We start from the raw sequence: 14,249 nt of genomic DNA on the forward strand, positions 1-14,249 counted from the left end.
ACGCCCGGTTACATTCCGAACCCGGAAGCTAAGCCTTACAGCGCCGATGGTACTGCAGGGGGGACCCTGTGGGAGAGTAGGACACCGCCGAACAAATCTTGGGAAAACCCCCGCACCAATGGTGCGGGGGTTTTCTGCGTTCCAGAGTCTTTCAGAGAGATGGGAAAGGGGCTGCTTGCAGCCCCTTTCCCTCGTCGTTACAGCCGGCCGGCTGACTTCAGGGCCAGATAGGCGTCGGCCAGCGCCGGTGCCAGATCGTCCGGGGTCGCGTCGACCACGGTGACGCCGTGCCGACGCAGTTGCTCCGCCGTGCGGTGGCGCTCGCTCTGGGCCTGAGCGGCGGCCGCCGCCTCGTACACCGCGTCCGCGTCGCCACGAGACGCCGCCATCCGCGCGATGTGCGGGTCCGCCACCGCCGCCAGCAGCACGGTGTGCCGCTGGGTGAGCTGAGGCAGGACGGGCAAAAGACCTTCTTCTACTGGCGCTGCGTCGAGGCTGGTCAGCAGGACGATCAGGGAGCGACGCGGGGCACTCCTGAGCGCGGTCGCCGTGAGGCCCCGGGCGTCCGTCTCCACGAGTTCGGGTTCCAGCGTCGCCATCGCGTTGACCAGGGAGGGCAGGACGTCACGCGCGGCGCGGCCCTGGACGAGGGCACGCACGCGGCGGTCGTAGGCCAGCAGGTCCACGCGGTCGCCGGCGCGGGAGGCCAGGGCGGCCAGCAGCAACGCGGCGTCCAGAGAGGCGTCCAGGCGGGGGACGTCGCCCACCCGGCCGGCCGAAGTACGGCCCGTGTCGAGGACCAGCAGGATGTGGCGGTCGCGTTCGGGGCGCCAGGTGCGTACGGCGACCGCCGACTGTCGGGCCGTCGCGCGCCAGTCGATGGAGCGGGTGTCGTCGCCGGGGACGTACTCGCGGAGGCTGTCGAACTCCGTGCCCTCGCCGCGGGTGAGGACGCTGGTGCGGCCGTCGAGCTCGCGCAGACGTGCGAGCTTCGACGGGAGGTGCTTGCGACTGGTGAAGGGCGGCAGGACACGCACCGCCCAGGGGACGTCGTGGGTGCCCTGGCGGGAGAAGAGGCCGAGAGGGCCGTAGGAGCGGATCGTGACGCGGTCGGCCCGGCGGTCGCCGCGGCGGGTGGGGCGCAGACGGGTCGTGACGCGTCGGCGTTCCCCGGCGGGGATGGTGAGGCGGTGGCGGGAGGCCGGCATCTCGGTGCCGGGCTGCCAGCTGCTCGGCGGCCAGGCGTCACGGAGCTGGGCGCGCAGCGGGCGGCGGGACGGGTTGGTGACCGTCAGGGCGACGTCGGCCGAGTCTCCGAGGCGTACCGAGGTGTCGCCCGTGCGGGACAGGCGCAGCCGTCGTACGGGTGCTGCCAGGGCGAAGTCGCAGGCGCAGGCCGCCGCCAGAGACGCGTCGACCGCGAGCACGCCCGTCCAGCCCGGCGCCCAGATGCCGAGGGGGACCGAGCCGAGGGCCGCCAGGAGCGCGGCGCGTCCGGTGAACGCCATCAGCGGGGGACGGGAACGTGGGCGAGGATCGCGTTGATGACGGAGTCCGCCGTCACGCCCTCCATCTCCGCCTCGGGACGCAGCTGTACGCGGTGCCGGAGGGTGGGCAGGGCGAGTGCCTTGACGTCGTCGGGGATGACGTAGTCGCGTCCCGTCAGCCAGGCCCAGGCGCGGGCGGTGGAGAGCAGGGCGGTGGCGCCGCGGGGGGACACGCCGAGGGTGAGGGACGGGGACTCGCGGGTCGCGCGGCAGATGTCGACGACGTAGGCGGTGATCTCGGGGGACACCGTCGTCTTGGCGACCGCGGCGCGCGCGGCCTCCAGGTCGGCCGGGCCCGCCACGGGGCGTACGCCGGCAGCGCGCAGGTCACGCGGGTTGAAGCCCTCGGCGTGGCGGGTGAGGACGTCGATCTCGTCCTGGCGGGACGGCAGCGGGATCGTGAGCTTGAGGAGGAAACGGTCCAGTTGGGCCTCGGGCAGGGGGTACGTGCCCTCGTACTCGACCGGGTTCTGGGTCGCGGCGACCAGGAAAGGGTCGGGGAGGAGGCGCGGGGTGCCGTCGACCGTGACCTGCCGCTCCTCCATCGCCTCCAGGAGGGACGACTGGGTCTTCGGCGGGGTGCGGTTGATCTCGTCCGCGAGGAGGAGGTTGGTGAAGACCGGCCCGGGCTGGAAGGAGAACTCGGCGCTGCGGGTGTCGTAGACGAGGGAGCCGGTGATGTCGCTGGGCATCAGGTCCGGGGTGAACTGGACGCGTTTGGTGTCGAGTTCCAGGGCGGACGCGAGGGTGCGCACGAGCAGCGTCTTGGCGACTCCGGGGACCCCTTCGAGGAGGACGTGTCCGCGGCAGAGGAGGGCGACGACGAGGCCGGTCACGGCGGGGTCCTGGCCGACCACGGCTTTGGCGATCTCGGCGCGCAGGGCTTCGAGGGAGGCCCGGGCGCTGTCCGGGTTCCCGGTCCGCCCGGCGTTGTCAGTGGTCGGGTCCATCATGGACGGCGTACCTCTCTTTCGAGGGCGTCGAGTTGGTCGGTGAGGGCGATGAGGGCCGCGTCGTCGCCGGGCGGCGGCCCGAAGAGGAGGGCGTGCAGGGACTGTCCGTCGCCGCGGAGGTGGGCGGACAGCGCGGGCAGCAGTGCCTCGGGCGCGTGCGCCTGGGTGACGGGGACGCCGACGAGGGGGGCGAGGCGGGTGCGGGTGGTGGAGCGAAGAGCGGCGGCGGCGCGGTCGCGGGCGTCCGCCTTGCGGTAGAGGCGGGCGCGGCCTTCGACGGTTTCGGAGGCGCGGATCGCCACGGGGAGTTCTTCCGGTACGAGGGGTCCGAGCCGGCGTGCCCGCCAGAGGGCGGCCAGTGCCGCGGCGACGGAGAGTTGCAGGGTGCCCCACAACCAGCCGGCGGGGAGCAGGTCGAAGAGGCTCTTCTCGTCGTCGGTGTCGGTGCGTGAGGTGTCGGCGAGCGAGGGGAGGTACCAGACGAGATGCGGGCGCGAGCCGAGGAGTTGGAGGGCGAGCGAGGCGTTGCCCTGCTTGTCGAGACGCTTGTTGAAGAGGATGTCGGGCGCGCCGAGTACGACGGTGTCGCCGCGTCCGGTGTCGTCAGGGACGCGCACCAGGGTGGCCAGGCGGTCGCTCGGGTAGCACTCGTCGGCGCCGGTGTGCAGGGCGGTGTAGCGGATGCCGCCGGTGTCGGCCCTGCCGGCGCGCACGGCGGCGGGCAGGGCGCAGTCGGGGGCGAGGGCCGAGCCGAAGCTGGTGGCGGGGTCCGCGACGACGCCGGGGGCGAGCCGTTCGACGGACCAACTGCCGGGCGCGATCAGGACGGTTCGGCCGCCGGAGCCGGCGGTCGCCGCGTGCAGCTGCTTCTGCCGGCGGGGCGTCAGCAGGTCGGGCACGGCGATGAGGAGTGTGGTGTCCGGCCCGGCCGAGGCGCGTGCCTCGGTGAGGGTGGTGGCCACGCGCGTGGAGACCCCGTGGTCGGCGAGGAGTTCGGCGACGGCGCGGCTGCCGTTGGGGTCGGCGGAGCGCGGATCGAGGTTTCCGTGCCGGGTGTCGGAGCGGATCGTGGCGATCGCGACGGCTCCGGCGAGGAGCAGCACGACGGCGAGGGCGACACCGCGCGCGCGGGTCCACACCTGGCGTGCGCCGGGCGAGGCCGAGGTGGAGGGGAGGGTGGCCTCGGTGGTCATTCGGCGGCTCCCGGGCGGCTGTTCGGGGCTGCCGTGTCGTGGCTGTGGCTGCTGCCGATGCTCGCGAGTTCCGGCCTGGCGCGCTCCAGGTCGTGGTCGAGGCTCGCGATGCGGTGGTACGACTGCTCGCCGGCCGCGCGTCCGCCGTACGTCACGTCGTCGAATTCGCGTGCGGCCGACCGGAGTCGGTCGGTGTGGGCGGGCAGTGCGTGGCCCGCTTCGGCGGCGGCCTCGTCGGCGGTGCGGCCGGGGCGGATGTCGAGGAGGGCGCGTTCCTCCAGGGACCTGACGATGGCGCGCATGCGTTCCTGGACGGCCTGGTTCCAGTGGCCCTGGGCGGCGTGTGCCTCGGCGGCCGCGCGGTGTTCGGCGGCGCTGCGGGGGCGGTCGTCGAACAGGGCCGTGGTGGAGACGGGCCGGCGGCGCGGGGTGCCCAGGCGCCACCAGAGCGCGGCCAGGACCGCCAGGACGACCAGGATGACGACGACCAGGCCGACGGCGCCTCCCGGGGTGACCGTCGAGGCGCTGCCGAAGAGGTCGCCGACCCACTTCCAGAAGGCGTCCAGGGCGCGCTGGAACAGGCCCGGGTCGTTCTCGTGGTACATGCGCCTGGACAGCTCGCGGCGGGCCGCCTCGCGCGCGGGATCACGCGGGACGGTTACCGGCGGTTCGCCGTCGGCGCGGGCCGAGGTCCACAGGGACGTGTCGCCGGCGCGCGCCAGGAGGTGTACGGCCGTGCCGGTGGTGCGCGTCGGTGCCGTCGGTATGGCTGTGAGAACTCCCCCCGCGGGACTCACCGCATCAGCTCCCCGGGGTGTCGGTGCCGTAGCCCTGGACGCCGGCCGCGCGGGCCAGGTCGAGGTCGAGGGCCTCGCGGCGGATGCGCTGGTCGATGTAGAGCAGCACGGTGACGCCCGCCGTGATCGGAAACGTGATCATGGAGCCGATGACCGATCCGACGCCGCTGACGATCAGGTAGGACCAGCCCAGGTCGCTCCCGCCGTCCAGGAAGACGGAGACGCCGCCGTTGAGCGCGGCGGCGAAGAGGGAGAACGGGATGGCGACGATCACCGCGACGATGTTCGCGATGACCATGGCGAGCAGCGTGATGCCGAAGACCCGCCACCAGGAGCCGCGGACCAGCTTCGCGGACCGGCTCATCGACTTCACGATGCTCTGCTTCTCCAGCATGAGGGCGGGCGAGGCGAGCGAGAAGCGGATCATCAGCCACAGGGCGACGACGCTGGTGCCCAGGAGGCCGAGGGCGGCGAGCGCGGTGCCCGCGTCGGAGTTGCCGGAGACGGCCACGAGGACGCCGGGCAGGACGCCCACGGCGAACACGCCGGCGACGATGAGCAGCAGCAGGAAGATCAGGCCGAACAGTCTCGGCACCTGCGGGCGGGCGTCGCGCCAGGCCTCGCCGGTGGTCACGGGCTTGCCCAGGACGGCCCGGCTGGTGACGGTCGTCAGCAGGGCGGTGGCCATGACCGTGCCGATCAGGGAGATCAGGAACACGACACCGGAGCTGAGCATGGCGTCGCCCATGGCGCGGGTCAGTTCGCTGAGGGTGGCGCTCGGGTCGTTGAGGGCGTCGGTGCTGGTGCTGTTCCTCAGGACGAGGCCCTGGAGCAGCACGACGACGATCTCCGTGACGACGGCGACGGTCAGCGAGATGCCGAGGACCGTGCGCCAGTGGGTGCGCATGGTGGACACCGCGCCGTCGAGGATCTCGCCGACGCCGAGCGGGCGCAGCGGGATGACACCGGGTTTGGCGGCGGGCGGAGGTCCGCCCCAGCCGCCGCCACCCCATGCGGCGTAACCGGGTCCGCCGTAGACCGGGGGGCCGGCGGGGCCGTACCCCGGAGGGCCGTATCCGGGAGGGCCGTAACCGCCGGGGCCTGCGGGCGGCGGGGTGCCCCAGCCGGGGCCTGGCGGGGGCGGAGGCGGTGCCGGCCGGCCCGGGGTCGCGGAGCCCGTGGGGCCGGTCGGGGCGGACCACTGGCCGGGTGGCGGCTGCTGCTTGGACCACTGCGGGCCGGCGCTCTGCGCGTCGGGGTTCACCGTGTCCGGGGAGGATGCGTCCGCGGGCTGTGCGGCACCGGGCCGGTCGGCGGGCTCGGCAGGGCCGGACGCGCCGGGTTCCTGCCCGTCGGACGGGGCGGATCCGGGCGAGGCCCAGCCCGGAGTGTCGTTCATCGTCGCTCCTTCACGGTGCCCGTCCGCGGGCGCGGCGGCAGGTTGGCAGCCATCGTGCCATGGGCCGCTCACCGGCGGACCGGCCGCGGTATGGGCTGCGGACCTTCAATTGTCCGCCGGATCCGGGGCAGACTGATCGCATGGCTGATCAGTACGCGAAAAGCGGCGAGGACATCCGGCCGGCCGAGACTCCGGCGATCCGCTGGGACGAGCCACCCGAAGGGCCGGTGGTCGTCCTTCTCGACCAGACCAGGCTGCCGGCCGAGGAGGTCGAACTGGTCTGCACGGATGCGTCCGCGCTGGTGGAGGCGATCCGTTCGCTCGCCGTGCGCGGGGCACCGCTGCTCGGCATCGCCGGGGCGTACGGGGTGGCGCTCGCCGCCGTACGGAACTTCGACGTGGACGACGCGGCGAACGCGCTGGCCGCGGCCCGCCCCACCGCGGTGAACCTCGCCGTCGGTGTGAACAGGGCGCGGTCCGCCTACGACACCGAGCTCGCCAGAAGCGGTGACGTGGCGCGGGCCGCGCAGGCGGCGCTGGGTGCGGCGCGGGCGCTGCACCGGGAGGACGCCGAGGCCAGCGCCCGGATGGCCGAGCGGGGCCTGGCCCTGCTGGACGAGCTGCTGCCCGGTGGCGGGCACCGGATCCTCACCCACTGCAACACCGGCGCGCTCGTGTCGGGCGGTGAGGGGACGGCGTTCGCGGTGGCCCTCGCGGCACACCGGACCGGGCGGCTCAGGCGCCTGTGGGTGGACGAAACGCGTCCGTTGCTGCAAGGTGCTCGCCTGACGGCTTACGAGGCGGCGCGCAAGGGGATGGCCTACACCTTGCTCACCGACAACGCGGCGGGTTCGCTGTTCGCGGCGGGGGAGGTGGATGCGGTACTGATCGGTGCGGACCGCATCGCGGCCGACGGCTCGGTGGCGAACAAGGTGGGGAGCTATCCGCTCGCCGTGCTCGCCCGGTACCACCACGTGCCGTTCATCGTGGTGGCGCCGCTGACGACAGTGGATCCGGACACACCGGACGGGGCGGCCATCGAGGTCGAACAGCGCCCCGGTCATGAGGTGACCGAGCTCACAGCACCGCAGGTGCCGGTGGGCCGAGCGGAAGCAGGCGGCGGAATTCCGGTGGCACCCCTGGGGACCCAGGCGTACAACCCGGCGTTCGACGTGACGCCGCCCGAGTTGGTGACGGCGATCGTCACCGAGGAGGGCGTCGTTTCGCCCGTGACAGCCGAGGCTCTGGCCGAGCTGTGTGCCAGGTCACGCCAGGTATAACGATTAGCTAATGGGATGATGTCGTTTATGAAGGGACGAGTCCTTGTCGTCGACGACGACACCGCACTGGCCGAGATGCTCGGCATTGTGCTGCGTGGTGAAGGTTTTGAGCCGTCTTTTGTAGCCGACGGCGACAAGGCGCTGGCCGCTTTCCGTGAGTCCAAGCCCGACCTCGTGCTGCTCGATCTGATGCTGCCGGGCCGGGACGGTATCGAGGTGTGCCGCCTGATCAGGGCGGAGTCCGGGGTGCCGATCGTGATGCTCACGGCCAAGAGCGACACCGTCGACGTCGTCGTGGGCCTGGAGTCGGGGGCCGACGACTACATCGTGAAGCCGTTCAAGCCGAAGGAGCTGGTCGCCCGGATCCGGGCCCGGCTGCGGAGGTCGGAGGAGCCCGCTCCGGAACAGCTCGCCATCGGTGACCTGGTGATCGACGTCGCCGGGCACTCCGTGAAGCGGGAGGGGCAGTCGATCGCGCTGACGCCGCTGGAGTTCGACCTGCTGGTCGCGCTCGCGCGCAAGCCCTGGCAGGTGTTCACGCGTGAGGTCCTGCTGGAGCAGGTGTGGGGGTACCGGCACGCCGCGGACACCCGCCTCGTCAACGTGCACGTACAGCGGCTGCGCTCCAAGGTCGAGAAGGACCCGGAGCGGCCGGAGATCGTGGTGACCGTCCGGGGCGTCGGTTACAAGGCCGGACCGAGCTGACATGTCCAGGGACAGTGCCGCTTCGGCACCCGGCCGGTCCGGGACCCGCGCGGAGCGGCCTGTCGGCCGGAAGACGCCAGGCTCCCGCTGGGGACGCCTGTTCGAGGGCGGGTTGCTGCAGGGTGGCGTGCAGGGCAGCCCGGTCCTCAGGCTGCTCATGCGCTGGGTGCGCCGGCCGCTGCTGCCCGTCATGCGGCTGTGGCGGCGCAACATCCAGCTCAAGGTCGTCGTCACGACCCTGCTGATGTCGCTCGGCGTGGTTCTGCTGCTCGGCTTCGTGGTCATCGGACAGGTGCGCAACGGCCTGCTCGACGCCAAGGTCAGGGCCTCGCAGAGCCAGGCCACCGGCGGGTTCGCGGTGGCCAAGCAGAAGGCCGACGAGGCGTCCAGCGGAACCGGCGACGACGCCTCCACCGTGGACGGCCGGCCCGCGCCGAACGTCATCGAGTGGATGAGCAGTCTCGTGGCGTCCCTCTCCAGCGGCGGCCAGGGCGCCTTCGACGTGGTGACCCTGCCCGTGGGCGACGAGAGCAGGGCCGGACGCGGACCGCGCGCCTCCGGAAAGGTCAACCCGACCGTGAGCGTGCCCGAGGACCTGCGCGCGCGGGTGGACGGGAAGATGGCGGCGGCCCAGAGCTACACCCGCATCATCTACAACGCGGACGCCCACCGGGACTCCCAGCCCGGCCTGGTCATCGGCAAGCAGGTCAACGACCCCAACGGCGACCCGTACCAGCTCTACTACCTCTTCCCGCTCACCCAGGAGGAGAAGTCGCTCAGCCTGGTCAAGGGGACGCTGGCGACGGCCGGCCTGTTCGTCGTCGTCCTCCTCGGGGCCATCGCCTGGCTCGTGGTGCGGCAGGTCGTCACCCCGGTGCGGATGGCGGCCGGGATCGCCGAGCGGCTGTCCGCCGGACGGCTCCAGGAACGGATGAAGGTCACCGGCGAGGACGACATCGCGCGGCTCGGCGAGGCCTTCAACAAGATGGCGCAGAACCTTCAGCTGAAGATCCAGCAGCTGGAGGACCTGTCGCGGATGCAGCGCCGGTTCGTGTCGGACGTGTCGCACGAGCTGCGTACACCCCTGACGACCGTACGGATGGCCGCGGACGTCATCCACGACGCGCGCGAGGACTTCGATCCGGTGACCGCGCGGTCCGCCGAACTGCTCGCCGACCAGCTGGACCGGTTCGAGTCGCTGCTCGCGGATCTGCTGGAGATCAGCCGCTTCGACGCGGGCGCGGCGGCCCTGGAGGCAGAGCCGATCGACTTCCGGGAGGTCGTCCGGCGGGTGGTCAGCGGGGCGCTGCCGCTCGCCGAGCGCAAGGGCACCCACATACGGGTGGTGGGCGACCAGCAGCCCGTCGTGGCCGAGGCCGACGCCCGGCGCGTGGAGCGGGTGCTGCGCAACCTCGTCGTCAACGCCGTGGAGCACGGCGAGGGCCGGGACGTCGTCGTCAAACTCGCGTCGGCCGGCGGAGCGGTCGCGGTCGCCGTCCGCGACTACGGCGTCGGGCTCAAGCCCGGCGAGGCGACGCGCGTCTTCAGCCGCTTCTGGCGGGCCGACCCGGCACGCGCGCGTACGACCGGCGGCACGGGCCTCGGGCTGTCCATCGCCCTGGAGGACGCGCGGCTGCACGGCGGCTGGCTCCAGGCCTGGGGCGAACCCGGCGGCGGCTCGCAGTTCCGGCTCACCCTGCCGCGCACCGCGGACGAGCCGCTGCGGGGCTCACCCATACCGCTGGAACCCAGGGACTCGCGGCGCCACCGCGGACTCGACGACGCCGGTCTGCCGCGCGGGGGCGGCGACAAGGCCGCCACCGTGCCCCTGCAGCCGACGGGCGACGCGGGACCCGCGCAGTCACCGAGGGACCCGATAGCGCCGAGGTCGACCGCGGTGCCCACGGCCGATCCCACCGCGCTGCCCGGCAACGGCTCGCGGGTCGTGCCCCGACCCGCCTCGGGCGCGCGACGGCCGGACGACACACCCGTCGGGGGCGGGGCGGGCCGTGCGGACGCCGGGCCGGAGGAAGCGAAGAGGCAAGGGGAGGCATTCCGTGGGCGCTGACCGCGAGGGGGGCGCCCGGCACAGACCGGCGCGCGCGGTGGCGTACGCCGCCTGTGGGGTCGTACTGCTGGCAGGTTGTGCCTCGATGCCCGACAGCGGGGATCTGCGGGGCGTCGAGTCCACGCCCCGGCAGGACACGCAGGTGCGCGTGTTCGCGATGCCGCCCCGCGAGGACGCGCCCGCGGCCGAGATCGTGCAGGGCTTCCTGGAGGCGCTGACCAGCGACGATCCGCACTACGAGACGGCCCGCAAGTATCTGACCGCCGACGCGGCGGCGAAGTGGCGTCCGGAGTGGTCCACCACGGTGCTCGAGGACGGTCCCGGTTCCGAGGCCGCGCGGTCGGGCGGCAGGGAGGAGACCCACGACGCGTCGTACACCTTGACCGGGACGCGGGTCGCGACGGTGGACGCGCAGCAGTCGTACACGCCCGCCACCGGCAGCTACAGCCAGTCGGTGCACCTCGTCCTGGACAAGAAGACCAAGCAGTGGCGCATCGACGGCCTGCCGCCCGGTGTCGTCATGGGGCAGTCGGACTTCCAGCGCAACTACACGTCCGTCGACAAGTACTACCTGGCCTCCAACACGACGACGGGGGCCGGCACGCAGCCGGCGGCCGTCGCCGATCCCGTGTACATCCGCCGCATGGTCGACCCCATGACGCAGATGGTGCGGTCCCTGCTCAACGGGCCGACGAGGTGGCTCGGGCCGGTGGTCCGCTCCAGCTTCCCCTCCGGTTCGGCACTGGCGAAGGGCGTCAGCTCGCTGACCCCCGACGACCGGAACGCCCTCACCGTCCCGCTCAACGCCAAGGCCGCCGGTGTCGGCTCGGCCCAGTGCGCCGAGATGGCCGCCCAGGTCCTGTTCACCCTGCAGAACCTCGCGCCCGCGCTGCAGGAGGTCGAGCTGCGGGCGGGCGGATCGCAGCTGTGCTCGGAGGACGTGGGCGAGGCCGAGAGCCTCGCCGCACGCGGGTCCGCGCAGGAGGCGGACTCCTTCTACTTCCTCGACGGCGAACACCGGCTGGTGCGGATCGGCGTCCAGAACAGCGGCACACAGCCCGCGCCGGTGCCCGGTCCGCTGGGCGAGGGCGACAAGGCGCTGCGGTCGGTGGCGGTGTCGCGCGACGAGAAGACCGCCGCCGGCGTCGGCATCGACGGCAAGTCGCTGTACGTCGGGTCGATGGTGTCCGGCAGTTCGCTCGGCGACCCCGTCCTCACCAGCGCCGGCAAGACGGAGAACGACCGGCTCACCACGCCCAGCTGGGACGCGCGCGGCGACCTGTGGGTGGCCGACCGCGCCACCGGCAAGCAGCGGCTGCTGCTCCTCGAACAGGCCAGGGGCGAACCGCTGGAGGTGCGTACGCCGGGCCTCGACGGACGCATCGAGGCCGTCCGGGTGGCCGCCGACGGGGTGCGGATCGCGCTCGTCGTGGCGAAGAACGGCAAGGGGTCCCTGTACGTCGGACGGATCGAACGCGACGAGAAGACCGGGAAGCGGCCCGCCGTGTCGGTCCAGGAACTGCGGTCCCTGACACCGGCGTCGGAGGAGGTCGCGGCGATGTCCTGGTCCGGCGACAGCAGGCTCGTGGTGGTCGGGCAGGAGCAGGGAGGCGTGCAGCAGATGCGGTACGTCCAGGTCGACGGCTCCACGCCCGAGGTGCCCGCCCCCGCGGCCCTGACCGGTGTCAACGAGATCGCCGCGAGCGAGGACGACGAGGTGCCGCTGGTGGCGTACTCGGCGGACGGGATCGTCCGGCTGCCGGCCGGTGCGCAGTGGCAGAAGGTGTTCGCCAAGGGGACGGGGCCCGTGTATCCGGGGTGACCCGGGTGGGCGGCGGTGACCGGGGGCCTCTCGGCGCGTGGTGAGTCGGCAGCGGATGTACGGCGGCTGCACGGCGGCCGGGGAGTGCCATGGGCGGTCGCCGCCGGTGTCCCTTGGGGTCGGTGGGTGCCGCCGGAGTCCCCTGGGGCCTTAGGTGCTGCCACTGGTGTCCCTCGCGGTCCGTGGCCGCGCTGCCGCTGGTGTCCGGTGAGGTCCACGGGCGGCCGCCCCCGCCGCCCGGTGAGTTATCCACAGGCTGCTGTCCCGGCGTTCGATGAGTTGTCCACAGGGGTGGTCGGTCCGGGCCCGTCTTGGCACAGTGGTGGGCATGCGGGGGTGGTGGCAGGACCTCACCGACCTGGTGCTGCCGGCCGAGTGCGGAGGCTGCGGAAGGTCTCGCACCGTGCTCTGCCCGGAGTGCCGTGCCGCCCTCGCCGGTGTCCCGCCGCGCCGGGTGACACCGGTGCCGAGGCCGCCCGGGCTGCCGGTGGTGCACGCGGCGGCGCGCTACGGGGACGCGGTGCGCGCGATGCTGCTGGCGCACAAGGAGCGGGGCGTGCTGGCGCTCGCGGCCCCGCTGGGCGCCGCGCTGGCCGGAGCGGTGCGCGCCGGGCTGCGGGAGGCGGGCGCGGGGGCGTGCGCGGGCGTACCGGCGCCCTCGCCGGAGGCCGCGAGGGCGCCGGGCGGTGGGCAGACGCGGCGGGATCCCGCGGGATCGTTCGGGACCGGGCTGTCCGCCGGCGGGGAGCTGCGGCTGGTTCCCATGCCGTCGTCACCCCGGGCGGTGCGCGCCCGCGGGCACGACCCGGCGCGGCGGATCGCGTTCGCCGCCGCGGGGGAGCTGCGGCGGACCGGGACACCAGCGCGGGTGGTCGCCGTACTGCGGCAGGCGCGGGCCGTGGCCGACCAGTCGGGCCTCAACTCCCGGGAGCGGATGGAGAACCTGGCGGGTGCGCTGGTGGTGGCCCCCGGCGCCGCCCGGCTGCTGTCGGGTGGTCCGGTCGTGCTCGTCGACGACCTGATGACCACGGGCGCGTCCCTGACCGAGGCGGCGCGTGCCGTGCGGGTGGCGCTGGCGGGGCTCGGGAACCCGGGCGGCGACGCGGAAACGATCGTGTACGCGGCGGGAAGACGGGAAGGCAGAGAGGAACAGGGCCAACGGGCGCCGCTGATGAGACGGTCGGCGCCGGTGGAACGTATCGAGGAAGCAGCCGGACGGGAGCGGGGGCGAACGCGTGGGGACTCGGGAGATGCGGGCGGCGGCGAGGTGTGCCGGTCCGGCCGTCAGGACCTGGTCCGCGCCGCCGTGGTCGCCGCCACGCCGGACCCCTTCGAAACAAACCGGAACTGACCGTCAACTTGCATCGTTGCAGGTAATAAGAGGGTCAATTCACCTGAACGGAGGTACGCCGCAGTAGAGGGTGACGCCATCCGTCCGGGCGAGATATGTTCGGTTGTGAGAGAAAGGCGCAGGCCATCCCTCTCATCCGTGAATGCCGCAGCCGTGGGTTCCGCACAATCACCCGCGGCGATGGGGTGGAGATCTTGCCCATGGGGGAGGAGGAGGTGGAAGTCACCGAGTCCGCGGTTCCGGAGCTCACCGGAACCTGGTGCAAAAGGGAGACGCTCCGCCTCGGAAGCGGAGCGATCCGGGAACGGAGTTCTGCGTGGACATCGTCGTCAAGGGCCGCAAGACAGAGGTGCCCGAGCGGTTCCGCAAGCACGTGGCCGAGAAGCTGAAGCTGGAGAAGATCCAGAAGCTCGACGGCAAGGTGATCAGCCTCGACGTCGAGGTCTCCAAGGAGCCCAACCCTCGACAGGCCGACCGTTGTGACCGAGTGGAGATCACGCTCCGCTCCCGCGGTCCGGTGATCCGGGCGGAGGCGGCGGCCAACGACCCGTACGCGGCACTCGACCTGGCGGCGGAGAAGCTGGAAGCCCGGCTTCGCAAGGAGCACGACAAGCGGTACTCACGCCGTGGCGCACGCAGGCTCACGGCGGCCGAGGTCGCCGACCACGTCCCGGACGCGGCGACCCTCAACGGCAACGGCGAAGTCGTCCACGAGGAAGAGCCGGACGGCGTACCCACGAAGAAGATCGGCTCGCTCGAGGTGAAGGGCGAAGGCCCCCTCATCGTCCGCGAGAAGACCCACGTAGCCTCCCCGATGACTCTCGACCAGGCTCTCTACGAGATGGAGCTGGTCGGCCACGACTTCTACCTGTTCGTCGACTCCGAGACGAAGGAACCGAGCGTCGTCTACCGCCGGCACGCCTACGACTACGGCGTCATCCACCTCAGCACGGACCCGATGGTCACGCAGGTGAACGCTCCCGACGCGGGCGGCACCCTGGGCGGCTGACGCCCCTGGCCGGCAGCCGAGCCGGTGCCCCTGGAGCGCGCGTGCGCCCCCAGGGGCACCTGTGTGCGACCACTTCGCGCCCCGCTCTGTCACCTCACTGTCGTCCGGGCATGGAATCATGGCCG

11 protein-coding genes and 1 rRNA gene are annotated in these 14,249 nt (G+C 72.7%); 7 read left to right on the forward strand and 5 right to left on the reverse strand.

Features of this window, described 5'->3' with window-relative positions; all coding sequences use genetic code 11:
- Positions 1 to 93, forward strand: a 5S ribosomal RNA gene (gene rrf, locus ABZT03_RS30695); the annotation flags it as partial.
- Positions 94 to 197: 104 nt separating this feature from the next.
- Here rrf and ABZT03_RS30700 read toward each other — a convergent pair.
- From ABZT03_RS30700 to ABZT03_RS30720, 5 genes are read right to left on the reverse strand one after another with little or no spacing between them, the layout of a single operon-like run.
- Entirely contained in the window at positions 198 to 1,508 is a 1,311-nt protein-coding gene (locus ABZT03_RS30700) for a DUF58 domain-containing protein (RefSeq protein ID WP_356045407.1), read from the reverse strand.
- On the reverse strand, positions 1,508 to 2,497 hold the full coding sequence (locus tag ABZT03_RS30705; RefSeq protein ID WP_356045486.1) for a MoxR family ATPase: 990 nt from the start codon (positions 2,495 to 2,497) through the stop codon (positions 1,508 to 1,510). The genes ABZT03_RS30700 and ABZT03_RS30705 overlap by 1 nt, the downstream gene beginning before the upstream one ends.
- Positions 2,497 to 3,693 carry a DUF4350 domain-containing protein gene (locus tag ABZT03_RS30710; protein ID WP_356045410.1) on the reverse strand — a complete coding sequence of 399 codons (1,197 nt, stop codon included), beginning with the start codon at positions 3,691 to 3,693 and terminating at the stop codon, positions 2,497 to 2,499. Before ABZT03_RS30710 ends, ABZT03_RS30705 begins: the two co-directional genes overlap by 1 nt.
- Positions 3,690 to 4,490 carry a DUF4129 domain-containing protein gene (locus tag ABZT03_RS30715; RefSeq protein ID WP_356045412.1) on the reverse strand — a complete coding sequence of 267 codons (801 nt, stop codon included), beginning with the start codon at positions 4,488 to 4,490 and terminating at the stop codon, positions 3,690 to 3,692. The genes ABZT03_RS30710 and ABZT03_RS30715 overlap by 4 nt, the downstream gene beginning before the upstream one ends.
- Positions 4,491 to 4,494: 4 nt before the next feature.
- A complete protein-coding gene (locus ABZT03_RS30720; protein ID WP_356045415.1) occupies positions 4,495 to 5,889 on the reverse strand; it encodes a hypothetical protein in 1,395 nt (464 codons plus the stop codon).
- A 140-nt stretch (positions 5,890 to 6,029) separates the two neighbouring features.
- Here ABZT03_RS30720 and mtnA point away from each other — a divergent pair, with 140 nt between their 5' ends.
- The 6 genes from mtnA (at position 6,030) to raiA (ending at position 14,124) form a co-directional block, all read left to right on the forward strand.
- Positions 6,030 to 7,169 (forward strand): S-methyl-5-thioribose-1-phosphate isomerase, encoded by a 1,140-nt coding sequence (gene mtnA / locus ABZT03_RS30725; RefSeq protein WP_356045418.1) that lies wholly within the window; start codon positions 6,030 to 6,032, stop codon positions 7,167 to 7,169.
- Between the two features lie 15 nt (positions 7,170 to 7,184).
- The gene (mtrA, locus tag ABZT03_RS30730; RefSeq protein WP_016438163.1) at positions 7,185 to 7,874 is read left to right on the forward strand and encodes a two-component system response regulator MtrA; all 690 of its coding nucleotides are present in this window, start codon (positions 7,185 to 7,187) and stop codon (positions 7,872 to 7,874) included.
- Between the two features lies 1 nt (position 7,875).
- Positions 7,876 to 9,942 carry an MtrAB system histidine kinase MtrB gene (gene mtrB, locus ABZT03_RS30735; protein ID WP_356045422.1) on the forward strand — a complete coding sequence of 689 codons (2,067 nt, stop codon included), beginning with the start codon at positions 7,876 to 7,878 and terminating at the stop codon, positions 9,940 to 9,942.
- Positions 9,932 to 11,764 (forward strand): LpqB family beta-propeller domain-containing protein, encoded by a 1,833-nt coding sequence (locus ABZT03_RS30740; protein WP_356045424.1) that lies wholly within the window; start codon positions 9,932 to 9,934, stop codon positions 11,762 to 11,764. Before mtrB ends, ABZT03_RS30740 begins: the two co-directional genes overlap by 11 nt.
- Before the next feature lie 328 nt (positions 11,765 to 12,092).
- Positions 12,093 to 13,115: a ComF family protein gene (locus ABZT03_RS30745; protein ID WP_356045426.1), complete on the forward strand. Its 1,023-nt coding sequence runs from the start codon at positions 12,093 to 12,095 to the stop codon at positions 13,113 to 13,115.
- Positions 13,116 to 13,431: 316 nt separating this feature from the next.
- Positions 13,432 to 14,124 (forward strand): ribosome-associated translation inhibitor RaiA, encoded by a 693-nt coding sequence (raiA, locus tag ABZT03_RS30750; protein ID WP_356045428.1) that lies wholly within the window; start codon positions 13,432 to 13,434, stop codon positions 14,122 to 14,124.
- Positions 14,125 to 14,249: the final 125 nt, after the last annotated feature.

The sequence above is a fragment of the Streptomyces sp. NPDC005574 genome, assembly GCF_040605435.1.
In the GTDB taxonomy this organism is placed as follows: domain Bacteria; phylum Actinomycetota; class Actinomycetes; order Streptomycetales; family Streptomycetaceae; genus Streptomyces.